General features: G+C 40.0%; 25 protein-coding genes and 1 tRNA gene. 15 read left to right on the top strand and 11 right to left on the bottom strand.

Annotated elements, in window-relative coordinates:
* The first annotated feature begins 79 nt into the window (after window positions 1–79).
* The 3 genes from IL355_RS04265 (at window position 80) to IL355_RS04255 (ending at window position 3,513) form a co-directional block, all read left to right on the top strand.
* A complete protein-coding gene (locus IL355_RS04265) occupies window positions 80–457 on the top strand; it encodes a hypothetical protein (RefSeq protein WP_192460934.1) in 378 nt (125 codons plus the stop codon).
* Window positions 458–546: 89 nt separating this feature from the next.
* The gene (locus IL355_RS04260; protein ID WP_192460933.1) at window positions 547–2,613 is read left to right on the top strand and encodes a TonB-dependent receptor plug domain-containing protein; all 2,067 of its coding nucleotides are present in this window, start codon (window positions 547–549) and stop codon (window positions 2,611–2,613) included.
* 45 nt (window positions 2,614–2,658) lie between these two features.
* Window positions 2,659–3,513 (top strand): hypothetical protein, encoded by an 855-nt coding sequence (locus IL355_RS04255; protein ID WP_192460932.1) that lies wholly within the window; start codon window positions 2,659–2,661, stop codon window positions 3,511–3,513.
* 126 nt (window positions 3,514–3,639) lie between these two features.
* Here the strand turns inward: IL355_RS04255 and IL355_RS04250 are convergent, their stop codons facing one another.
* Window positions 3,640–4,071, bottom strand: coding sequence for an RrF2 family transcriptional regulator (locus IL355_RS04250; protein WP_192460931.1), 432 nt, complete (start codon window positions 4,069–4,071; stop codon window positions 3,640–3,642).
* A gap of 216 nt (window positions 4,072–4,287) precedes the next feature.
* On the opposite strand from IL355_RS04250, the gene IL355_RS04245 reads away from it, so the two are divergent.
* The 11 genes from IL355_RS04245 to IL355_RS04195 all read left to right on the top strand — a co-directional run bounded on the left by IL355_RS04245 (window position 4,288) and on the right by IL355_RS04195 (window position 13,427).
* Entirely contained in the window at window positions 4,288–4,791 is a 504-nt protein-coding gene (locus tag IL355_RS04245) for a c-type cytochrome (protein WP_192460930.1), read from the top strand.
* Between the two features lie 12 nt (window positions 4,792–4,803).
* Window positions 4,804–5,388 carry a fasciclin domain-containing protein gene (locus IL355_RS04240; RefSeq protein WP_192460929.1) on the top strand — a complete coding sequence of 195 codons (585 nt, stop codon included), beginning with the start codon at window positions 4,804–4,806 and terminating at the stop codon, window positions 5,386–5,388.
* Between the two features lie 34 nt (window positions 5,389–5,422).
* Window positions 5,423–7,384 carry a Sec-dependent nitrous-oxide reductase gene (nosZ, locus tag IL355_RS04235; RefSeq protein WP_192460928.1) on the top strand — a complete coding sequence of 654 codons (1,962 nt, stop codon included), beginning with the start codon at window positions 5,423–5,425 and terminating at the stop codon, window positions 7,382–7,384.
* A 106-nt stretch (window positions 7,385–7,490) separates the two neighbouring features.
* Window positions 7,491–8,135 carry a hypothetical protein gene (locus IL355_RS04230; protein WP_192460927.1) on the top strand — a complete coding sequence of 215 codons (645 nt, stop codon included), beginning with the start codon at window positions 7,491–7,493 and terminating at the stop codon, window positions 8,133–8,135.
* Window positions 8,132–8,566 (top strand): nitrous oxide reductase accessory protein NosL, encoded by a 435-nt coding sequence (locus IL355_RS04225; protein WP_192460926.1) that lies wholly within the window; start codon window positions 8,132–8,134, stop codon window positions 8,564–8,566. Before IL355_RS04230 ends, IL355_RS04225 begins: the two co-directional genes overlap by 4 nt.
* A 2-nt stretch (window positions 8,567–8,568) precedes the next feature.
* Complete coding sequence (locus IL355_RS04220) at window positions 8,569–9,039, top strand: pyridoxamine 5'-phosphate oxidase family protein (protein ID WP_192460925.1); 471 nt, start codon at window positions 8,569–8,571, stop codon at window positions 9,037–9,039.
* Window positions 9,040–9,045: 6 nt separating this feature from the next.
* On the top strand, window positions 9,046–9,363 hold the full coding sequence (locus tag IL355_RS04215) for a cupin domain-containing protein (protein WP_192460924.1): 318 nt from the start codon (window positions 9,046–9,048) through the stop codon (window positions 9,361–9,363).
* 135 nt (window positions 9,364–9,498) lie between these two features.
* A complete protein-coding gene (locus IL355_RS04210; protein ID WP_380081203.1) occupies window positions 9,499–10,716 on the top strand; it encodes a nitrous oxide reductase family maturation protein NosD in 1,218 nt (405 codons plus the stop codon).
* Entirely contained in the window at window positions 10,703–11,413 is a 711-nt protein-coding gene (locus tag IL355_RS04205) for an ABC transporter ATP-binding protein (RefSeq protein WP_192460923.1), read from the top strand. The genes IL355_RS04210 and IL355_RS04205 overlap by 14 nt, the downstream gene beginning before the upstream one ends.
* On the top strand, window positions 11,406–12,188 hold the full coding sequence (locus IL355_RS04200; RefSeq protein WP_192460922.1) for an ABC transporter permease: 783 nt from the start codon (window positions 11,406–11,408) through the stop codon (window positions 12,186–12,188). Before IL355_RS04205 ends, IL355_RS04200 begins: the two co-directional genes overlap by 8 nt.
* A gap of 60 nt (window positions 12,189–12,248) precedes the next feature.
* Entirely contained in the window at window positions 12,249–13,427 is a 1,179-nt protein-coding gene (locus IL355_RS04195) for a hypothetical protein (RefSeq protein WP_225621106.1), read from the top strand.
* A gap of 111 nt (window positions 13,428–13,538) precedes the next feature.
* Here IL355_RS04195 and IL355_RS04190 read toward each other — a convergent pair whose 3' ends face one another.
* From IL355_RS04190 to IL355_RS04145, 10 genes are all read right to left on the bottom strand, one after another.
* On the bottom strand, window positions 13,539–13,898 hold the full coding sequence (locus IL355_RS04190; RefSeq protein WP_192460920.1) for a hypothetical protein: 360 nt from the start codon (window positions 13,896–13,898) through the stop codon (window positions 13,539–13,541).
* Window positions 13,899–14,024: 126 nt separating this feature from the next.
* A complete protein-coding gene (locus IL355_RS04185; protein ID WP_192460919.1) occupies window positions 14,025–15,038 on the bottom strand; it encodes a hypothetical protein in 1,014 nt (337 codons plus the stop codon).
* A 260-nt stretch (window positions 15,039–15,298) separates the two neighbouring features.
* Window positions 15,299–15,844, bottom strand: coding sequence for a relaxase/mobilization nuclease domain-containing protein (locus IL355_RS04180; RefSeq protein ID WP_192460918.1), 546 nt, complete (start codon window positions 15,842–15,844; stop codon window positions 15,299–15,301).
* Window positions 15,841–16,227: a plasmid mobilization relaxosome protein MobC gene (locus tag IL355_RS04175; RefSeq protein ID WP_192460917.1), complete on the bottom strand. Its 387-nt coding sequence runs from the start codon at window positions 16,225–16,227 to the stop codon at window positions 15,841–15,843. Before IL355_RS04175 ends, IL355_RS04180 begins: the two co-directional genes overlap by 4 nt.
* A 602-nt stretch (window positions 16,228–16,829) precedes the next feature.
* Window positions 16,830–17,075, bottom strand: a complete 246-nt coding sequence (locus IL355_RS04170; RefSeq protein ID WP_192460916.1) for a hypothetical protein — start codon at window positions 17,073–17,075, stop codon at window positions 16,830–16,832.
* A 2-nt stretch (window positions 17,076–17,077) separates the two neighbouring features.
* Entirely contained in the window at window positions 17,078–17,347 is a 270-nt protein-coding gene (locus tag IL355_RS04165) for a helix-turn-helix domain-containing protein (protein ID WP_192460915.1), read from the bottom strand.
* A gap of 284 nt (window positions 17,348–17,631) precedes the next feature.
* Window positions 17,632–19,122 carry an AlbA family DNA-binding domain-containing protein gene (locus tag IL355_RS04160; protein ID WP_192460914.1) on the bottom strand — a complete coding sequence of 497 codons (1,491 nt, stop codon included), beginning with the start codon at window positions 19,120–19,122 and terminating at the stop codon, window positions 17,632–17,634.
* Between the two features lie 322 nt (window positions 19,123–19,444).
* Window positions 19,445–19,518: transfer RNA gene (locus IL355_RS04155), tRNA-Asp, on the bottom strand.
* Window positions 19,519–19,652: 134 nt separating this feature from the next.
* Window positions 19,653–20,582 (bottom strand): DUF58 domain-containing protein, encoded by a 930-nt coding sequence (locus IL355_RS04150; protein ID WP_192460913.1) that lies wholly within the window; start codon window positions 20,580–20,582, stop codon window positions 19,653–19,655.
* A 57-nt stretch (window positions 20,583–20,639) separates the two neighbouring features.
* The gene (locus IL355_RS04145; RefSeq protein WP_192460912.1) at window positions 20,640–23,018 is read right to left on the bottom strand and encodes a GAF domain-containing protein; all 2,379 of its coding nucleotides are present in this window, start codon (window positions 23,016–23,018) and stop codon (window positions 20,640–20,642) included.
* 224 nt (window positions 23,019–23,242) lie between these two features.
* Between IL355_RS04145 and IL355_RS04140 the strand changes: the two genes are divergently transcribed.
* The gene (locus IL355_RS04140; protein ID WP_192460911.1) at window positions 23,243–24,139 is read left to right on the top strand and encodes a metallophosphoesterase family protein; all 897 of its coding nucleotides are present in this window, start codon (window positions 23,243–23,245) and stop codon (window positions 24,137–24,139) included.
* Window positions 24,140–24,158: the final 19 nt, after the last annotated feature.

The following is a 24,158-nucleotide window of genomic DNA, read 5'->3' as shown; positions in this document are numbered from 1 at the left end:
TCATAGATTTGTACTTATTAAACGGTAATCTCCATTTTTTATGGGATATACCAGCTACTTTTGCAAATCGAATTAGATAATGAAACAAGTCGTTATACTTTGTGTCTCCCTGGCCATGTTGGTCAAGCCCCTATGGCCCATAGTGGAGTACATTGTAAATTACGACTATATCGTAAACGTTCTGTGCGAAAACAAAGATCGTCCAGAGTTACAGTGCGACGGAAAGTGTTACTTAGCCAAACAGTTGGCCAAGGAGACCAAGAATAGCGAGGATAATCCCTTTGGGGAAAAGCGCTCCAAGTTGGAGAGTATACACTTGGTCTTTTTTGAAGTCCTGGCCCCAATAGATTTCACTCTAACGGTTTTTGATAAAAAAAGGAACAACTTCCCAGGGGTTTCTGGGTTAATTTCTTCACTTCTTTTTTCCGATTTCGGGAAACCCCCGGAACTGTTCTAATACAGTATCCATTTGATTATTGTGTTTGCGTCCACGGTCATGTGGATTCGTAAAGCACCCCCTGTATGGGTCATCTTAAAAACATTACTATGTATTATTTCTTTAAAAGGCCGGTATTTTGGGTATTCAAAGGCCCAAAAACCATCAACATGGCCTTATTGGCACTTTGTTGCCTAAGTTTTCATGGAAAAGGTATTGGACAGGAAGTTCCCGTTCCTTTAGATCAAGATTCCATCTTACCGATCAACCTCGCGGAGGTTATTGTAATCGCACCCATTTATAAAGATATGGAACATCGTTCATACCAAAAACCTCTTGCTACCCTTGATGGATATTTGGAGTCTTCCCAAAAAGTTTCCATGATAAAAAGAGGGGCCTATGCCTGGGAACCCATGATCAATGATATGGCTTCGGAACGTTTGTCTGTCACCATAGACGGTATGCGAATTTTTGGGGCCTGTACCGATCGTATGGATCCCGTTACCTCGTATGTGGATGTTTCAAACCTATCAAATGTACATGTTGCCAGTGGCCAACAAGGTGCCAAGATGGGCAACGCCATTGGTGGGGCACTGGATATGCGCCTGGAAAAAAGTGGATTTGTTCAAACGGATTGGAAAAGTGCCGTTGAGACCGGTTTTGAAAGCAATAACAATGCACGTATCTATGGATACGAACTTAATTATGCTTCGGATAGTTTCTATGTTGATTCGGATATCATTTATAGGGATGCGGACAATTACATTTCGGGCGACGGGGAAGAGGTGGCCTATTCCCAGTTTACCAAATACAATGTCTCCTTGAACACTGGGGTAAAATTCTCCGAGAGCCAAAAACTCCTCGCAAGTTTTATTTTTGATGAGGCCAAGGACGTAGGATACCCCGCCTTACCCATGGATGTCTCCTTGGCTAGGGCCTTTATTGGTTCCTTAAGTTGGGTGCAGGATACGTTTTTAGGTGATTTGTATGAGTGGGAAACAAAAATATACGCCAATTCCATTACCCATATTATGGATGACAGCCAACGACCAGATGTTCCCATCCGTATGGATATGCCTGGATGGAGCGACACCTATGGTTTTTATTCGCAGGCAAGGTTACAGAGCGGTGGGCACAAATGGCTTTTTAAGTGGGACGGATTTTACAACAAGTCCTTGGCCGAAATGACGATGTATCCCAATAATCCCAACGAGGCCTCCATGTTTATGCTTACATGGCCCGATGTTCGAACGCTCAACACCGGACTATTTGCAGAAAACACCATGGCCTTTGAAAATAGTGTATTAATTATTGCCGGGAGAATTTCCGCACAGGGTACTAATGTTGCCAATGAGTTTGGTCGAAACAGCTTACGCATTTTTTATCACTCTATGGAACAAACACAGGCCCGTTTTCTAAAAAGTCTGTCCACTGAATATCGGTATACTTTTAAAAATGTTGAGCTTGTGAATGGCGTTTCCTATGGCGATAGGGCACCTTCGGTCTCGGAGGCATTTGGTTTCTATCTGTTCAACAGTTTTGACAATCACGATTATATTGGCGACCCTAACCTTAAAAATGAAGGCGCTTTGGAGCTGAAATCCAAAATCTCACTTCCTTTCAAAAATGGAAAAATTGGGGCAGAGGGCAACTTTTTTCATACACAAAACTATATTCTTGGGGAAATAGACCCCACCCTCAGCACCATGACTATAGGGGCTGACGGGGTAAAAATCTATAGGAACCTGGAGTACGCTAACTTGTTCAACGTAAGCATAAATGGAGTCTGGGATATGAGCAAGAACCTTAAATATAATGGCTTGGTAAGTTACCACCGGGGTGTTGACCAAGACAGTAGGAACCTACCTTTTATAAGTCCGCTTACCTACTCCACCAGCTTTCGATATTCCTTGCCCAAGTTCTCTGCTTCACTAAGTTTACGAGGTGCGGCGGACCAAGTGAATTTTAATTCAGAATTTGGCGAAGATAGTACTTCCGCCTACAACGTGGTATCCCTTTCCGTGGCCAAAACCTTTTTTATCAGTGATGACCGATTAGATGCACAGGTAGGCGTAGAAAATTTATTTGACACCTATTATTCCACCTATACGGACTGGAACAATATTCCAAGAATGGGCCGCAATATCTATCTGACCCTTTCATATGCCATTAATTAAATTATTGTATACTTTTTTTAAATCACATTTTAAATATCAAATACTATGAAAACCATAAAATTTCTTCTTGTAACCTTGGCTGTGGCCATCTTATTCAATTCCTGTTCAGATGATAATGACGACCCCGTTATCGTGCAAGAAAACCCACTATCTGAAATGAACCGACTTACGACCCTCTCCGCCAATAACCATACAATCGAGTTGTATTCGGAGAATACTGATTTTACTGTGGGTTATAACATGTTCTATTATAGGATAAAGGACGAAAGTACCGATACCTATCTCTCCAATGCCCAAATTACTGTTAATCCTTTGATGCACATGACCTCTATGACCCATTCCTGTCCAAAATCCGCCATTTCCAAAATGGAAGACGATACGATATATATGGGATATGCCGTGTTTCAAATGCCAGGTAATGCTGATGAGTATTGGGAACTGAATATGGAATACACCTTGGATGGGGAAACCTATGCTATTTCAGAACGGATAGATGTAGGAATGCCTGAAGATGGTTTTAAACGTGTTCAGAGCTTTATTGGGGCCGATGATAAAAGATATATTGTAGCCATGATACCCTTTGAACCTGAAGTGAAGGTTAACGCGTTTTCCGCCATGGTCTTTCAAATGGAGAATATGATGAATTTTCCAATAGTGGAAGGTTATACCTTGGGCATAGATCCCAGAATGCCAAGTATGGGCAACCATAGTTCCCCAAACAACGAAAATCTGACTTTTGATTCTTCCACAGGAAAATATAATGGAAAACTTTCACTTACCATGACCGGTTACTGGAAGATAAACCTACAACTATTCAATAAGCAAGGCGATGTACTAAAGGGTGAACCGGTAACCGATGAAAACGAAGCCAGTTCCCTATATTTTGAGCTAGAGTTTTAATTAACATTGAATCATTTGTAGGTAGGGCGGATTTCTATTTTAGGATAGGAATCCGCCCTATTTTATACCTTATAAGAGAGTTGTATTTCTAGGACCGTTGCAGTATCTATTCAAAAAAAATATTGATCAAATGCCTAAAAAACTTTTCCCCATTTTTATATCCGCCACCAAATCCTGTACGGTAGTTTTTTTAAGATTTTCAACAAATTTTGTCTTGGTATCTCCAACCAAATGGTGAACCGGGCAGGGATGGTCGCTATTACAGGAGTGTAAACCCAGCATGCAGGAGGTTAACCTATTATCGCCATCAATAATGTTCACTATTTCCAGAAGGGAGACCTCCCTGTTTTCTTCGTTCAAATAAAATCCGCCGTTAGGTCCCCGTACCGAGGAAATTAAATTGTGTCTGGTAAGTTCCTGCATCAACTTTGAAAGATACGCTTGTGGTATTTGGGTTTCCTTACTGATATCCTTGGCCAGGATTTTATGTTCAAAAGAAGAATTTACAGCCAGATAAAGTACTGCGGTCAAAGCGTATTTGGAAGAGTTGGAAAGCATATTTATTCGTTTTTTACAAATATAAAGATTAAAAGACTTTTTTATCCTCTTTATGATAAATATCATGTTTAATGGCTGGCCTTACCACTAATTTTGAGTCATAAAACAATAATAAAGTACCTGAAACGGAAATTAAATGGGTAAACAAATACATTCTTTTTCGCCATTAAAGACACCTAACGGGAACTTTCAAGACAACAACCTAAATTTTGAAATATGAATACAAAAACATTTGTAACCGGATTAGTGATTTCCTTTCTATTACTGTCTTGTGGAGGTAAAGAGGAAAAGAAAGAGACTTTTAATGTGGATCGAAAAAAGTCTACAGAAACGATAGCAGAAACACCAGAACCTAACAACGAGGTGCCCGCTTCACAACGTATTACGCTTGAAGATAAAGGTGTAGGGCAGATCAAAGAAATTACACTAGACCCTGTCATCAATATGGAAATGGCAGCAGCAGGAGAAGCAATCTTTAAGACCAACTGTACGGCCTGCCATAAGTTGGACAAACGTTTTATAGGGCCCTCTCCAAAAGGAATCCTAGAGCGTAGAAGCCCTGAATGGATCATGAACATGATATTGGACCCTAAGTTGATGACCGAACAAGATCGCTGTGCCAAAGATTTGTTGATAGAATTTAACGGTGCGGCTATGGCCAACCAGAATTTGACCGTGGAGGAGACCCGGTCGATCCTTGAATATTTTAGAACATTATAAATTCAAATAATTATGAGAACAACCACCAATTTTAAACTAGTTGTCGGCTCGTTTTTAATGCTGTTTTTGATTTGCAGTTGTAAAAATGAGGCCAAACCAGAAAAAAGTAATACACCCGCTGCAACAAGTGAAGTTACTAATACCGAAAAACAAGGGCAGGCCTTTATCGAAGATGATGTATCAAAGCCTAATGTATTACAGATTGCCATTGGTTCATCGGATCATACAACCTTGGTTGCCGCGGTTCAAGCAGCAAGCTTGGAGAACGCATTGGTCAATGCAGGGCCGTTAATGGTCTTTGCACCCACCAATGCCGCTTTTGACGCCTTACCGGCAGGTACCGTAGAAGAATTGTTGAAACCTGAGAATAAAGACGCTTTGGCCAATATTCTAAAACACCATGTGACCGCTGGAAACTATGATAAAGGGTTTCTTAAAAAATTCAAGAAACTAGGCCAAGCAAACGATCAAAATACTACAGTTGAGGTAAGAGGCGATGACGTCTACGTTGGAGGTGCCAAGATTATTGCGAGTATTCCAGCCGGAAATGGGATAGTTCATGTAGTGGATAAAGTAATTCTTCCCCCAAACCAATAAACAATTAGAACAAACAATTAAAATAGAAAGTCAAATGAAAAAGTACAATTATTTTATATCCGCATTAATGGTATCGGCGTTGCTGTTGACCAGTTGCGGCAATCAGAACGGAAATGGCGGTTCCAATAGTGCCCTTGCGTCCAATAATGCCGAAAAGGTATATGTTGCTCCCGGTGAGCAAGATGAGTTTTATGCGTTTATGTCCGGTGGATATAGCGGTAACATTACGGTATATGGATTACCATCGGGCCGGCTTTTCAAGGAAATACCAGTATTTTCACAATTCCCAACATCAGGGTACGGATACTCCGAAGAAACAAAACCAATGTTGAACACTTCCTTTGGCTTTGTACCTTGGGACGATGCCCACCACCCTGACATTTCCCAGACCAACGGTGAGTTGGACGGAAGATGGATTTTCATCAACGGTAACAACACACCAAGAATAGCCAGGGTAAGCCTTTCGACCTTTGAGACCGAGGAAATTATAGAATTGCCCAATAGTGCAGGGAACCATAGTTCTTCTTTCATTACGGAGAATACGGAGTATGTGGTTGCTGGAACACGTTTTTCGGTTCCCGTTCCCCAGCGCGATATGCCCATTAACGAGTACAAGGGCAACTTCAAGGGTGCACTTTCCTTTATAAGTATAGCACCCGATACAGGTAGGCTGAATTTAGATTTTCAAATGATGATGCCAGGGTTCAACTATGACCTTTCCCACCCAGGACGGGGCAAATCGCACGGTTGGTTCTTTTTTACTACCTATAATACAGAGGAGGCCAATTCACTTATGGAGGTAAACTCATCCCAAAACGATAAGGATTTCATCGCTGCGGTCAATTGGAAGATGATAGCGGAATACGTTAAGAATGGTGGAGGAACCAAAATGGCCACCGAATATGCCCACAACGTATACGATGAACATACACACAGTGCTACTTCCACAATGAAGAAGGAAGTAATTACCGTAGACCCTACAAAAGTACCCGGGGCCGTCTTCTTCCTGCCCACCCCCAAGTCTCCCCATGGTTGTGACGTAGATCCATCCGGACAGTACATTATTGGAAACGGAAAATTGTCCGCGGACCTTACCATACATTCGTTCGATAAGATGATTGCGGCCATTGAAGGCAAAAAATTTGATGGGGAAGCTTATGGAATACCTATCCTTAAGTTTGAGGATGTATTGGCGGGGACCGTAAAAAGCGGTGGACTAGGGCCCTTACATACGGAGTTTGATGACAAAGGAAATGCATATACTACCTTTTTTATCTCCTCTGAAGTAGTAAAATGGAAACTGGGGACTTGGGAAGTTTTGGACAGGCAGCCTACCTTCTATTCGGTGGGTCATTTAATGATTCCTGGGGGCAACTCAAGAAAGCCTTTTGGCAAGTATGTTGTTGCCATGAACAAGATTACCAAGGACAGATACCTACCTACTGGTCCGGAGATGGAACACTCGGCGCAATTATATGATATTTCTGGCGATAAGATGGAGCTGATCTATGATTTTCCTACGCATGGAGAACCACATTACGCTGCCGGTATTCCTGCAGAGCTATTGGCTCCAAAATCCAAAAAAATATATAGACTTGATGACAATAAGCACCCGTTTGCGGTTACCAGTCCGGATCAGGCCAAAGTGGTTCGCGAGGGCAAAGAGGTACATGTGTATATGTCCACCATTAGAAGTCACTTTACCCCAGACAATATAGAAGGTATAAAAGTGGGTGATAAGGTATACTTCCATATCACCAATCACGAGCAGGATTTCGATGTGCCCCATGGATTTGCCATGATCGGGCAGAATACCTCTGAACTGCTTATTATGCCCGGACAGACCAAAACATCGCTCTGGGAACCCAAAAAGGTAGGCGTATGGCCGTTCTATTGTACGGATTTCTGTTCTGCCCTTCACCAAGAAATGCAAGGATATGTTAGGGTTTCCCCTGCAGATTCTGATGTTCCCTTGACTTATACTCTGGGAGAGTAACCTTATTTAGTTGGTTGGTTAAGATAGCGGGCCGTGCATAGACCTATCCGCCCGCTATCTTTTATTCCAATTTTAGGGAACGGATTTAAATTAATTAAGACATACGATGAAAAGAGCAAGTATACTAATGATTATAGGACCATTATTCCTATTGGGGCTTTATTTTTTCCCTCTTTGGAATATTATGTTGGGTGCGCCCCAATATCCAGAACCCTTGGGTATGGACATCTATATTGATGGTATTAAGGGAGCGAACGAGTTCGATATACAGAATATTGATGGCCTGAACCATTATATAGGCATGCGAAAGCTACCAAAACCAGAGGAAATGTGGGAATTTGGCACCTTCCCTATAGTCATAGGTATTATGGTAGGCTTAGGTGTGTTGATCGGGATTTTAGGGTTTGCCGGAAAAATAAGCTACATATGGTTTCTGGGCTGGTTTGTCCTGATGAGCATATTGGGTGTTATGGGAATGTACGACTTTAATGCCTGGATGGTGGATTACGGTACAAATTTGGACCCAAATGCCATTATGAAATTGGCCAATCCAGACGGTACGCCCATGAGCTACAAACCCCCACTTTTTGGACATGCTAAGATGTTGAACTTTGATGTTACCTCACTTCCAGCCGCAGGTGCTTGGGCCATGTTTATAGGTATGTGCCTTACCCTGGCAGCCTTTTACATTGGCTGGAAAAAGGCTCCGAAAAGCGACACTTCACTAACGAAAAAGTACGCAACTCAATGAAAAAGAACATTATAACCTCCATTTTCTTTTTTGGTATAATTTTGGGGTGTTCTAGAACTCCAAAATCACTGGAATATGGGTCTGAGGGATGTCATTACTGTAAAATGACCATTGTGGACAAACAACATGCCTCTCAATTTATGACCAAAAAGGGAAGAACCTACGCCTTTGACGCTACTGAATGTATGTTGAACCATTTAAAGGAAATATATCCAGAAACGGTAGACCTTTTTTTGGTAAACGACTATAACGACCCAGGCAACATGATAGATGCTACCAAGGCTACTTTTTTGATAAGTAGGAACATTCCAAGTCCTATGGGGGAATATCTGAGTGCCTTTGCCACGGAGGAAGCCGCCAAGAAGGTGCAAGTCGAACACGGCGGGGAACTTTTCAGCTGGACGGAAATTAATACACGGTTTAATCAGTGATTATGGGAATGATATCAGATTTGGAGCATATAAAGTGTACTGGTCTCTTGGAGGAGAACTATGTGGGTCGTCTTGCATACATATATGAGAATGAGCCACATGTGGTGCCTTCAACGTATTTTTTCGATAAGAACAACAAACGTTTATTGTGTTTTGCATCCAACGGACATAGAATACATGCGTTAAGGCAATATAACCGAGTTTCTTTTCAAGTAGATCATGTCGAGTCTTTTCGCAGTTGGAAATCGGTACAGGTACACGGTATTTTTGAGGAGCTAGCAGGAGAACGGGCCAAAAATGGCCTAAAACTTTTTGTTGACGGCGTACAGAATACCATAGAACATAAAAATCTGGAACGTCCTCATTTTTTAAGCCTATTTTCAAGCAAATTACAAGAAACGGATATGCCTGTAGTTTATAGCATCACATTGACCAAAATAACGGGAAAGGCCGTAACGGAACCTCATAAATAGTAGGATATGAATACAGAGACCAAAAAGCTCACCAAAGATAATATGATTAAAGAACAGTCTTTCAATGGTTTGCAGGTAAAACGTTTTAAGGATTCAAATTCCATAGAAATATTGAGTATCAGCCTAGAGAAGAATACAGTTTTCCCAGAGCATACCTCACATACGGACGCCCAGCTAATAGTGCTGGAAGGCTCCATTATCTTACATATAGAAGGTCTGGAATATACTTTGGAAAGGCAGGAGTCCATTAGGTTTCCAAAAGAAGAAAAACACTGGGTAAAGGCAATTGAGAATTCCAAATTTTTGATAATAAGGCCTTCTTGACTGGGCATTTTTAAGGGTTTAACCTCGTACAGCCTTTCTGTAATTTTTAAATAGACGGTAAAAGTTATGGGCCATAGATGTCCATGACAGTGTAAAATTATGAGAACATATCTTATTTATATAACGATCATGTCCATGTTCTCCCTTTTAGGGGAACGGGCTTTTGGAAGAACGGTTCCTATCTGTCCGGACTGCGAGATTCGCACTATATCGGAAGGGGTCGCCACAGCTATGGATCACGATACACTTTTGATAAAGAAGGGAACCTATAAAGAATTTAATATTCTTATTGATAAGCCATTGACTCTTTTGGGACAGGGATATCCCATTGTGGACGGAGAGGAAAAAGGGGAGATTATCCGTATAGTTTCAGACCATGTTACCATAGACGGACTGTTCATTATAAATGTGGGCACAAGCTATACGACGGATTACGCAGCCATCCGCGTGGTTAAAAGCGAACATTTCCTTATACAGAACGTAGTTTTGGAAAGGTTGTTTTTTGGCATTTATTTGGAAAAATCAAATCATGGCAAGATTTTTCACAACAAAATTATTGGTGATGCTGTGGACGAGTACAATTCGGGCAATGGTATACAACTTTGGTATTCCCACAATGTTGAGGTTGAACGGAACATTGTACAGGGCGTACGAGACGGAATCTATTTGGAGTTTTCCGATAACGTGACGATTAAAGGTAACACCAGTACGAAAAATCTTAGGTATGGCCTTCACTTTATGTTCTCCAATGACGATGTTTACACGGGTAATACCTTTGAAGAGAATGGTGCCGGAGTGGCGGTCATGTTTTCAAAACGCATCAAAATGATAAAGAACACCTTTAGGAACAATTGGGGAACGGCTTCTTACGGAATGCTCCTAAAAGAAATAAACGATGCCGAAATCGTAAATAATGTTTTTGAGGAAAATACAATAGGAATCAATATAGAGGGATCCAACCGTATTACTTACGACAACAATGATTTTGTTGCAAACGGATGGGCCATAAAGGTATTGGGTGCTTGCTACGCCAATACGTTTACAAGGAATAATTTTCTTTACAACTCTTTTGATATTTCGTACAATAGTAAAATGAACGATAACAAATTCGACCAAAACTACTGGAGCGATTACACTGGGTATGACCTGGACAAGGACGGTATAGGCGATATTCCCTATAGGCCGGTCAAACTGTTTTCGTATATCGTGAACAGGACCCCAGAAACAATCGTTCTTTTACGAAGCCTGTTCATGGATATTATTGACTTCTCGGAAAAAGTATCGCCCGTTTTTACTCCAGACAACCTTATGGACGCCAACCCCCTAATACAAAGATCACATGATACACATTAAGGAACTACACAAGTCCTTTGGAAAAAATAAAGTTCTATCGGGTATAAATCTTGACATTGAAACCAACGGAATCTTCGCGGTTTTGGGCCCCAATGGTTCTGGAAAGACGACCCTTATCAAAAGTATCCTGGGGATGGTGTTACCCCAAAAAGGTACTATAACCGTAAACGGCGGCCCGATCAAAAAGAACTGGAAGTACCGTGAACAAATTGATTATCTGCCACAAATTGCGAATTTCCCCGGTAATTTAAAAGTACGGGAACTTATTCGTATGATCCAAGATCTACGCCGCAAACCCAGTGAGGAGCAACGATTAATAACACTCTTTCAATTGGAACCCTTCATGGACAAAAGATTGTCCACCTTGTCCGGTGGAACCAAACAAAAGGTGAATATTGTATTGACCTTTATGTTCGATTGTCCCCTAATCGTACTTGACGAACCCACCACAGGACTAGATCCTGCCTCACTTATTCATCTTAAGGGATTGATTCGTGAGGAAAAGGAAAAAGGAAAAACTATTTTAATTACCTCACATATTATGCAATTTGTTGCAGAGGTAGCCAATACCATTGTATATATTTTAGAGGGGAAAATCTATTTTAAGGGAAGTATACCGGAATTAAAGGAACAGACCCGACAGAACGATTTAGAACACGCCATTGCGGCCATAGCAAACGCAAAGAACCATGCTTAAAATATTAAAATACAGTTTTTTTGACCTGATTAGGAGCCGCTGGAGTTATGTATATTTCCTATTCTATCTTTTATTGGGTTTTGTACTATTGTTTCTCAATAATGATGTGTCCAAAGCTGTCATAACCTTAATGAACATCATAATTGTACTGGTTCCCTTGATAGGAACCATTTTTGGGGTCATGTATTATTACAATTCCAAGGAATTTACGGAGCTTCTTTTGGCCCAGCCCATCAGGAGGTCGTCCATATTTTTGGGGCAGTATTTTGGGGTTGCAGGTTCCCAGACCATGAGCCTTGTCCTTGGTTTGGGTATCCCCTTTGTTATGTATGGCCTTTTTAAAAGTGATGCCATATTCGATTTTTCCTTGCTTTTGGTCACAGGGGCATTTTTGACCCTTATATTTACAGCACTTTCCTTTAACATAGCCCTTTCCAATGAAAATAAAATCAAGGGCTTCGGCTATGCGGTACTCCTATGGTTGTTCTTGGCAGTGATATACGATGGGCTGTTTTTAATGTCCCTCATTATCTTTAAAGAATATCCCTTGGATACATTTTCTCTGGCCGCCACCATGTTCAACCCGATCGACCTTTCAAGAATTTTAATTTTATTGGAACTGGATATTTCTGCGTTATTAGGATATACGGGAGCAGTGTTCAAAAAATTCTTTGGTACACAAACGGGTTTGATAATTTCTATTGTAATGTTGGTGATTTGGACGGCTATCCCTTTATGGTGGTTAACTTACAAAGCAAAGAGAAAGGATTTTTAATACGATGGACTGGTCAGTACCCTACGTGTGATACATCTCCAAAAACATATCCGGATAGCTTTGACCTATTTTTTGGCGGCAGCGATACTTGGTGTACTTTTACGATTCTTTTCTTTGGCAAGTTTTGAATTCGATTATAGGTATGTTGTACATGCCCACTCGCATATTGCCTTATTGGGATGGGTTTATATTGCCTTGACCACAATTATTTATAAACTGTTTTTGGAAAAGAGGCAAATAACAAAGAAGTATAGACGGCTTTTCGGGTTTACCCAAGTGACAATTATAGGGATGTTACTTACTTTTCCTTTTCAGGGATATGCTCTTTTCTCCATATTGTTTTCCACACTTTTTCTATTCGCCTCTTATCGATTTCTATTTCTTTTTGAAAAATACGCCAAAATTGATAATGAACACGGACTATCCTTTAAATGTTTAAGGTGGGCACTTTGGTACATGGCCCTTTCAAGCTTGGGACCTTGGGCCTTGGGCGGAATTATGACCACTCTTGGCGTCCAATCCATATGGTATCGCCTAGCCATTTATTTCTATTTGCATTTTCAGTATAATGGATGGATGGTTTTATCCTTGGTTGGACTTTTTGTATACGTGCTAGAGCAAAATAAACTGATAATTCCTAAAAGGAAAATCGGATTCTTTTTCTGGGGCCTCAATGCAGGAATTGTACTTACCTATTTTCTTTCCGTTTTGTGGATAATGCCCCCCACTTTCTTTTACATACTGGGAGGTTTAGGAGCATTACTTCAGATAGGTGGCATTTTGGTATTGGTCGATATCAACATGAACCATTTCATCCAAAAATTTCTATCCCCGTTTCAATGGCTACTACTTAGGATAGTCCTTTTGCTTTTTTCAATAAAAATGTTGCTTCAACTCGTGACGGCGTTTCCTTACTTTGCAAATTTAGCGGCAACGTATCTCGACTTTACGATTGGGTATCTACATTGGACTTTTTTAGGCGTAATTACCGTAGCTATATTTTTTCTTTTGGATTATTTCCGATTGTTGAAAATTGATAAAAGTACTTTCATTGCCTTCTTTACAGGATTTGTTACATTGGAGGTATTGATTTTCTATAAGGGTATTTCAGGATGGTTAGGTCTTCCCGGCTTTGATTTTCATATTTTGTTCTTAGCGGTGGCAAGTTTGGTCATCGCGTTAAGTATTATGATAATGCTCTGGAAATTTAGAAGCGCCAAGGTCGATAAGAATCCATAATGTCAATTATTAATCAAAAGATAGGGCCGATTGCGCATAGACTCTTCCTTTTAGCTCAAGTATATTTAATTATTAAAAAACATATTTCTCTTTGAAACATTTTGTTTAAATCTATATGAATAGCCTTACACCTTGACCCTTGTATTTTGACCAATCTGTAAGTTCGTCTTTAAACCCGTTGTATGTTTCTTTATTTTTCTTGCTGCTACCGCCCAATAGCGAATTAATTGCGAAAACACCTTCTTTAAGCAAACGGTTTTGTTGGATACTTGTTTTTCGTTCGATTACCTGGTTCATATACTTTCGAAGCCCGTTGTCCATGTGATGTTGTACCATTTCCCGGTGTAGGTTCGGTCGTACATTTTCCGCCGTTATTATGAAGGTGGCCTTGTCGTAAAGGCCCCTTTCTATAAGATGTCCCGCCCATAGGTTTTCGAGATTGTTCCTGCCCTCTTCAACAAGTTTGTTCATGACTGGGTATTGTTGCTTTAGTGCTGTAGACAAATCGGGAATCGAGCCCAGATACTGGCTCGTCCTTTTAGGCAAGGTGCAACTCGTTTTGTTGTCCGTATAAATTGATTTGACCTCGAACCCTTTTTATCCCCTTACGAAATAGAACCCTTTGGCATTGAACAGGGCAATATAATCCTTTGCCGATTTCTCGAAAGGCACATGCATACGTTCGGCATGCTGTAAATAAGCACCCAACGCGACACTCCCGTATTGCTTTTTATAATCGGGATTCATTCTATCATACAGTTGAGGAAAAATCATCGGCAAGAACATGGCAGCTGCCGTCAGCTTAGGACTATTTACGGAAGACTGCTCCGTCAACATTTCCAACATCAAATGGTTCTGGCGGAGAAAACCTGAGGATACATATTTTTCCATTTCCTTCGGAAAAGGTAGATGGCCCAATTTTACGGGTAAGGTATGCCTGTCTGAATTGGCAAATGACAATTGGTTGTCATGATACTTTACGCCCAAAGCTTGAAACAAAAGACGGATACTTCCCTGTTCCGTGCCGACATTGAAAATCCGTTTTTCCAATATGCTTCCTATCAGTTTGAACTTGTCATCCAATAGGGCTTTCTCCTTTTTGGTCTCCTGTTCGTACATCATTTTTCTGACCATGGGGAATTCATTTTCCATGGCTTTCCTGAATTCCTTCTTTTGGTTTGATGGGATATAACGTTCCAAGAATTGATGCCTTTCCGAGGCCAGCAGGTTCGGAATGATATCCTTGAACTGCATATTCCCGATATGTTCCGATAGCAACCCTTTCTGCTTCGGTAATTTCAGATAAGATGTCGTCAATGCCTCTTTTATTATTTTTTGGACTTCCAATTTGAACTGCTTGCTCTCGGTGTCGATTTGTGTAAAGACATCGCCCTTACCAAAGATTTCCAAACGGTTCTGCATCCGTATATTTTTGTTAAGCTCCCTTTCCTTGAATACATATCGTGATTTATCGAAGATGGTATATCCCTCGATAACATCTTCCTTAATGTTCAGCTTGATGTCGATGTCCTGATATTCCTTTAGCACGGCTTCCAGGTCATGCGGACAGATGGTCTGGAAAAGGTCATAAGTGGTCTCTATTTGCCTCAAAAGCCGTTTTCGGTAAATCGGCAACAGCTTCGATTTGGAATGGATATCGAATACCTTTTGAAGTCTTGGGCCGCTCAACCCTCTATGCACTTCGGAGCCGTTAATAAATCGGGTTTTATCCCCATTTTGGTTATTCAGCCCTTATGAGACCCCTATCCTTCCCGTTCTGTTCTTTGTGGTCCTTATTTCTATATGATACCGTTTTACCAAACCTGCAAGTTCATCGAAACTGCGCACCTTGTATTTTTGGTTGATGCTGTTCAGGACATCCTGTAGATAGTACTTCGTTCCATTTTCCGCTTCCATCCCAAACTGTTTTTCGGGCAATCGGTATATTGGCAACTGGCTTTGCTGTTTCGTAGTTGGCGCAGGTGTAAGTCCGTACTTTTTTTCGAGGTGTTGCCGTATCGCCTTACTCCTTTTATGGCTATGGAAATTTCGAGTACTTTTCCGTCTTCCTTTACTGTGGTGGTTACAATATGAACATGCTCGTGCTTGGTATCGTGGTGGCGCACCACTACATAAGGTTGATTTCCAAATCCCATATTTTCCATATACTCTTTGGAGATCTTATAGAAGGTTCTATCGTCCAAATGTTCACCATGGGGAAGGTTCAAACTTATATGGGCATACCGGTTTTTGGTGGCGTTGCGCTGTCCCTGAAAATACAGCACGCTCCTGAAGAATTTTGGCGATATGCTTTGGGAAAAGGTGTTGCCGTAACCAAGTACTTGCATACCTTCCTTTCCGAGGACATAGTTCAATGTTCCGGTACAGGTTTGGCCGTAAATAATCTTTGCTATCATGCCGATATTTCTTCCATCGTAATTTTCAAAAGTGCGTAAAGTAATTCGTTCGTTTTTTGAATCTCGTTCTGTAAACCACTGTTCAGACTTCTCAGATTCTTGTGGTGCGCAATCTTTACTAGTTGGTTGATGTTGTTTCCGATTTTGTTGATTTGGTAGGCAAGGTTAGAGGTGTTGGGTAGTCTATCTTTTTCTTCGGCCTCCTGCTGCAAAACTAATCTCCTCAGGAGTGGACTTATAACGCCCCTTTCAGAAATATCCAGATGATACGATTCGCAAATCAACCTCAATTTGTCATATTCTGTATCGTTGAACCTGAGCATAACATTATGGTATCGCTTCTTTTTTCCCAATCGTTTCCGGCCCCTTTTTCGTTGTTTCATTTTCATTGCTTTTTAAGCAAAACACTTCGCCAGAAGTAGACAATTCTAAGTAACTTAGAATGTACCTCGCTATCCGTTTCACGGATAAATATAGCCAATCAATTATGATTTTAAATAGCTTATAATCAATTATTTAACGCATATTATCATATAGAACCATATCAATATAAATGGATACAGGTCGAACTTTTATATGGTCCAATATGGAAATTGAAAGTCTTATAAATATCCTTCGATGACGGTTTTGTGGGTAGGGAGAAAAAAGGTAAAGCGGCTTTTCCGCCGCTTTTTCTTTTGCGCGGCCGCAAGGGTATCGTGCAAAACTGGAACGGAAAGACTTCATGGTCGGACCGGCGAAGCGAGTCCGAACGGGAAGGATTGGAGTTGAAGGTTTGTGCGACTTCCGCAGGGCGGAAGTATAAGAAGACTAACTTGATAACATAGAAACTTTGAATGTTCTACTATAGCTTTATAGCTATATTACTATAATCATATGCTCATTTCATCATTTGGCCATACGAAGATTTAAAATTGGGAAAGTTGGCTTCTTTTTTAGTAACTAATTCTTAAAGAAGCAAGGTCTATTAAATTGGATTATAGATTCAAAGTCCTAAACCTTTGCCCTTTCTACCTTTTTCATTTTTTTCTACTGAATTTTGCTGTCTATTTGTTTTTGACAGTTTGGTTTCCTCAATAAACTGTTGCATACCCAAATGCATAGGGTTTTCGGGTATTATTTTTTCTTGGTTGTGAAGCAAGGGAACTTTGAGATTTAGTTCGGCTGCAACTCGGCAGCCCAAGTTAAAGGATTTTTTAAACGCTTCATCTACTTTGATATCTTCTTCCATGGTCAAAAAGTTTCTCGGGCGTGTTTTTCGATATATTCCATAATCGATTCCCTATCGTAAAGTATGATTTTCTTTTGGGGCTGGGAGAACCTAATCTTCCCCTCGTCCCTCAGCTTTTGGAGTGTCGTGGTCGACTTGATCCGTAAAATGGACATGGCCTTTTCACCATCGATCCATCTGTCAAGCGTATCCTGTCTTTTCGATTCTACATGTTCGATGACCTTAGTGAACAGGGCATAAAAGGCTTCCTCTTGTAGACAGACGACTTGCATAGGTTCTTGAAAAGAAAATTGATTTTTTAAGTTACCGTATTTCTTGTTTTGGGAACTTCCATTTCGACCAGTCGTTCAATAATTCGTTGTGAAGCTCGTTTATCAATTGTTTGATGTATTCCAAGGTCTGAAATGGTTTGTTTAACCACCTCATTTTTAAAACTATGAATGGCCAAATAATTATTGTCTTGATTCTTTAGGTGGAGATTTTTATCAGAAATAGAGAACCTAAAATTTATCCTGCAATTTAATCCGCAATTTAATCCGCAGGTTATCCCGCAACTTTATTCAGTATTCGTACTGTCCAAGATTTGTTTAATAGTATCCTTTAGAAAATACCCTCCAGTCTTTTTACTGCCCCTGTATTCAATAAAATCTCCGAGTCTATTAATATCAGATGTTATCGTTCTTTCGGATACATTAAGTACTTCTTGTAGCTCAGTCGATTTAATGCCGGGGTTACTATAGGTTTTGGCAACAAGCGTAATCAAACGGTTTTTTACTCCCCCAGTTAATCCCTCAATTGCTCCTTCAATTGTTCCTTCAATTGTTCCTTCAATTACACCCTCATTAGCTCCACTAGTTTTTAGGTCACCTGCTCCACGAATAGGAACAGGAATTATAGTTTTAAAAGTAGCTCCTTCAATAAATTGAGGGTTATCCTTTCCCGAATATGCTTTGATGTACTTATTAACATTTAAAATACCAGACCCTAATTCGTCGAACCTGCCCAATTGCATAAAAAACTTCGCGATGGACGGGTTTTTGGGAAAAGGCGAAAAATCAATCGGTGAGATAACCCCTTCTCCATGCTGATTGTTCGCATTCTCGGTTTCGACCCTATCCCTATAAATAATGAAAGTGGCCGGCTGAGCATTGGTATATTCGCGATGCACGATCATATTCACGATAATTTCCCTGAAAATAATTCCTCGCAAACTTCTTCGTTGTGTACCTTCTAAAAAGAAAGGATCCGAAAGATGTTTTTCAACGAAACCCATCAATTCGTCATACGCATCAATTAGATTGGTGGTACAGTATAACCGATCGTCATAACGCTCAACATTATCTTTGCGTACCAAAGCATCGATTTTATAGTGTGGTAAAATTTGCTGTATGGTTTCGTCTTTACCAAATAGCAAAATGGCTGCCAAAGTGTACCCTTCCTTACCAGTGGCATAGTCCTTTTTCCAGAGCCCTGCCTTTTGCAACAATTGTTCGTCGGAGAGTAATAACCATGGATGGTTTTGACTATTTCCCCGAATCAATTTCCTTGCTCGCGTGAACAACTTCGAATTAAAATCAGATAGCTTTACAAATGGATAAATCGTACCCTCAGAATAATGGTTGCGTTTTCTATTATAGATATCCGCTATTAATTGCGGCTCGCCCACCTTAAAATCCCCATCACTGCTTCTATCAAAAATATGGCCTGCGCTTTTGTGCATTTGGGAACTTGCTGGCACCTGGATATGAATTACTGTTTCATCCCCAATTTCATATTCCTGGGGGAAAAGAATAAATGGAGGATCCAATTTATTGGCATTGTTGGAGAGTGTAATCAAATTACTTTTGAGTTCTTCCACATTCTTTTTATCCACTCCAGTAACAACACCGCTATCATTTACGCCCAAAAGAATATCCCCGCCGTCTCTATTGAGCATGGCGCAGATAGACTCAAATAAGTTTTTAGGCAGCTTTGACCGAGATTCTTTGAATTCGGTTCTAGTACCTTCGCCCTGCTCAATAATATGTTTTAGCCGTTCTAGCAGCACTTTGTATTGAAGTTTTGTTAATACAAAACTAGCTATAATTTATGGTTGTGTCTATTGTCGCAGAAGTTAGTGTAGCTGAAATGTAAGGCTGCTTGTGATAAAAATATGCTCCTGAAGTGAATTTTTCATAATTAAAGAATTTCAGTAACCACTAATAGACTACTTAAGCTTAGTTGAAATGCAATTGTCTCTCCATCAATTGATTATTACTAATTTGCCAAATTAGATAGATGCAAAATATACCCCTCTACCTGCGTGCAATCTACGTGCAATGGAGTGAAACAAAAAAGCCCTCACATCTGTGAGGGCTTGATTTTACTAGCGGTCTGGACGGGACTCGAACCCGCGACCCCCTGCGTGACAGGCAGGTATTCTAACCAACTGAACTACCAGACCAATGATTTTACCCTTATTGAATTAGGACTTTCGCAACAGCGAAATTCAAACCTTGTTACTACTTCAGTAAAGCGAGTGCAAATATACACCCCTTTCTTAATTGTACAAACTATTTAATTAAAAAAATCTCCTTTCTACAAAAAATTTCTTCGCTCCACCAAATATGTATTTAAGACCCTTGAGAAATCGGCCTTAATATCAACTTCCACATACTTGATTCGGTATTGTGCGCACTTCAATTTAAGTGCTTCAAAATAAGCTTTTAAGCGTTTCTCATAATCCCCTTTAACTCCTTCGCTATACAAATCTATATGTTCCCCCGTCTCAACATCTACGAAACGTTTAGGCACATTGTCAAAATTAAAATTGAGTTCCGTGGCCTTGTCCATCAGATGAAATAACACCACTTCATGCTTATTATACTTTAAATGCCTTAGGGCTTCAAATAGTTTTTCGTCATCTGTTTCCGTTTGAAACATATCCGTAAACAAAAAGATAAGGCTTCGCCTTTTAATTTTTTCGGCAATCAGATGTAAAAAAGTATAGGTTCTGGTATTCTTAGCTGGATTTGTTTCTTCACTAACCTCCCCTAGTTTTGACAACAACATTTGATGGTGCCTCTCACTGCCTTTTTCTGGAGCATAGTAATCATATTCATCTGAAAATATACTGAGGCCCACTGCGTCTCTCTGTCTCTTTAGAACATTCATTAAGGCAGCTATGGCCAAAGCTCCAAAACCTATTTTATTTAAGTTGGAAATGGACAAATTTCCCGTGTGAGGATAGTGCATGGAGGAGGAGTTGTCTAAAATCATATGACACCGTAAATTGGTCTCCTCTTCATATTTTTTGGTATACAACTTATCCGTTTTAGCATATAACTTCCAATCTATATGCTTGGTACTTTCCCCGGCGTTGTAAATTTTATGCTCTGCAAATTCAGCAGAAAATCCGTGAAAGGGACTTTTGTGCATACCGCTTATAAAACCTTCCACTACTTGTTGCGCCAAAAGTTCTAAATTTTGGAACAAAGAAGCATTATGAAGCTCGTTCTGTAAATTCATATGACTAAGATACAGATTGTGAACTTTAAAATATCACGTAAAACGGAAAGGGACTCCTTAGGATTTCAATTCCTCCATAAGGTCTTCGTACGTATAGGTATCCTTGTTCGCTTTATCGGCGGTTTTGTAAAGAATATCGGCCCTTATTGCCTTTAATCCAGACACACCTTGCAATCCTTCTAGTTCAACGATTTCTACCTTACCGCTAAAATAACCTTTGGACTTAAGAAACTTGACGTAGCGTAAGTATTCCAATTCATCCTTCTTCTGGGAATATACTATAACCATCTTTCCAGGCTGGGTTAGACGCTCATTGGTGCCCTTGATATAGGACTTGTCTATACGTTTTTTGATAACTTCATACCTGGCATTATAGGTTCCGTCCACATCAAACCTCTTTTCATCCATTCTAAATCTAATTGATAAGGATGTGTTATATACCAAAACTAAAGAAGCTACATCTAAAGGAACGGGTAGTTCAGGTTTTAATTTGTAATGTGCGTTTTCCATTTCGCACATAACCTGTAATTGCCACAATCTTAAATTATTAAGATAAATGGGGTCATACGGCAAATCACCTGAAATAGAATCGCCTATATAAATATTATGCTCTACACCATCTGTTTTGTACCGCTCAAAATAATGAGGGAACATGGCTTGTGCATTTTGTTGCTTTTTATCGATCAGTGCCGCTAATTTCTTATTGATCAGCATCACACTTTCATCGTAGTTTCTCCTATGATCATAATAAGAATCCGTTCCCATATCTATGGATGACTCATACGAAGAAATTAAATTGGCTATTTCCGAATCCGATTTTTTTAGATGCGAAAATACCGGATGAATCTCATCTGCCACAAAATTAAAAATAGCCTGTTCACTATTGGTATTCAAGCTTTCCTTAATGCTATCCATGTGATCATTTGCACGAAACATCAACTCCTCGTAAATGGGTAATTTATTCTTTACCCATGCCGCCTCCAGCACTTTGTTTACCGTGGAAAGTTGAATCATTAAATCTCTTTGGATAGCAACATTTCTTGCGTCCGAGGAATTTTTTATATCTATCTGACCGTAAAGCGGATGTACATCTTTGAAAACGATTTCCCTGAAAGTAGGTTGGGCACCTTCCAAATCTTCCTTAATGAACCTTTTGGCCTCTTCTTGAAAGCGCCAATATACGGCTTCATGAACAGAAGTGCATTCATGTTGAATTACCGCATCTATTAAGTTTTCTTCTTCTCCTTTGGACCTCAGAACAGCCGAAACTATAAAAGGCATTACATCTTGAAGCTTGTTGGCGTTTACACTGTTAAGCGCATTCTTATCGGTAGACACCAATTCCAATACCCCCAATAAATTATCCTTATCCGCAATAGGTGCAAAAACGGCACTCTTAATACCTTGCTGCTGTAAATTTTTATAAAGCGGAGCTTCGGATTGCTCCGCATACCTATCCACATCAGAAATAGCAAAGAAGGTATTGTCCTTTAAAAGTTTTTTGTAGGATTCTGGGCAAAGTATCTCATTACAGTTCTTCACATCCATATTACCAAGTACAAAGCTATCCATTCCCGCGCCATATACTGGCTCAAAACTATCTGTCTTTGCATTAAAAGTCATAAAACCGGAACGGATACTGGCTTTGTTAAAGAACGACTGAAAAGTTGCCTGCAAATTATCTACAAACCCCTCACTATCACGCTTATCACTAGCTATTAAGCTGGATTTCAATTCTGAAATGGAATGTTCAACGGTAACATCGAACATATTGGAAATAACAAATCCCTTGGAAACAAAACTGTTTGGCGGAATTTTTTCCTTCCACAGCTCTATATTGTCAAAGTTATCCAGCAATTCCTCAACATCAGTCTGGGAAAGTTTCTTTGCTTTTTCCGTAGGCAAAAGCTCAATAAAATCCGCATTGTAAAGAATGCGATAATGTCTCATAACCCCATTGGCATCCGGAATATCATAAAAGAAAGGACGTTTAAAATCCAACGGTAGTCCGTAATAAAAAGTTAGAATTACGGTACATGCCATCACATACATTTGGTCATCTGGCATGTTACGCATTTCAGGCACAAAGTCGCTGCCTTGTCCTGCTTCCTCTATAATCTTTTGAAACCTCTTTGAGGAGTTGAAAATGGTATTATCATAGGGGAGGGAAGCAGTTTTTATTTCATTTTCCGTTAGCACTTCAGAAAACAGGTCCTGCAAAAGCAAATGAATCAAATCCTTATGCTTCTCCAGCAACTTAACATCTGTAAAGCCCTCTCTTAATTCTGGATAAGGTTCTTGGGCCTCCAGAATACGTCTTGCTTTTTTTGCCAAATATTCATTGTCACTTTGAGCCATGACCTCATACCGTTGCAACAGTTTGTTGAAACTTATAAGCTGCTTTAGCGGTAACTCCTTATGATTAAGATTTGCCATACCCATAGTAAGTCGTAAAACTAATTGCAAAATTACAAAATTATTAGGTAGCTAATACCACCAATAGACACCTCACAACCCACCTTATAAGCTTTTTAACTAATAACACCACATCGGAATCCGGTGTATTGCTGTATTAAAAAGTTCTATGGATTATCAACTCTTTGCTTTTAAGTCTTGATTTACTGCTTAAATTAGTAACCGCATATAACTTGAGAGTTTCAATGTCTTCATTTAAACGATTATCCAAAGCCTATGAGAATGCCAAAAGAGTATCTTTTGATGACGGATCAAAATTTATTCTCTTTAGCGATTGCCACAGGGGTGATAATAGTTTTGCCGATGATTTTGCCAACAACAGAAATATCTACTTCCACGCCCTCAACTTCTATTACAAAGAAGGATTTCAATATTGCGAACTGGGTGATGGCGATGAACTTTGGGAAAATATAAGCTTTGAATCCATTTTTGAGGCGCACAAAAACGTCTATCAGCTTCTTAGGAAATTTCACTTGGAAAAACGTCTTCATATGATTTGGGGAAACCATGATATGGTTTATAAGGACCCCACCTATGTAAAAAAACATCTCAGCAGTTATTTTGAACCCATAGATGGCGAAGACAAGGAATTATTTGAGGGCATTAGCTATAATGAAGCGGTTATCCTACAGCATTCGCATACAGGCCAAGAGATTTTCCTTGCACATGGCCATCAAGCAGATTGGTGGAACTATACATTTTGGCGCTGGAGTAGATTTTTGGTGAGAGCATTATGGAAACCCCTACAGGTTTGGGGCATTGCAGACCCCACTAGTCCGGCGAAAAACTATACAGAACTCATTAAAATAGAAAGAAGGATTAAAAAGTGGATAGTAAACAAAAAGTTACTTCTTACCATAGTAGGCCATACGCACAGACCACGGTTTCCAGAACCGGGAGACATTCCTTTTTTTAATGATGGGAGTTGCGTTCACCCAAGGAGTATTACGGGTATTGAAATAGTAAATGGTGAAATTTCACTCATCAAATGGCAAATTGCCACCACAGAGGATGGCTTTTTAAGGGTAGTGAGACTTTTATTGGAAGGACCGCAAAAATTGGCAGATTACCGCTTGGGGTAATTTTGTCTTCACTTTTTCC

This window comes from Euzebyella saccharophila, assembly GCF_014855495.1.
Lineage (GTDB): Bacteria > Bacteroidota > Bacteroidia > Flavobacteriales > Flavobacteriaceae > Euzebyella > Euzebyella saccharophila.
This window is presented reverse-complemented; position numbering and strand designations above follow the sequence as displayed.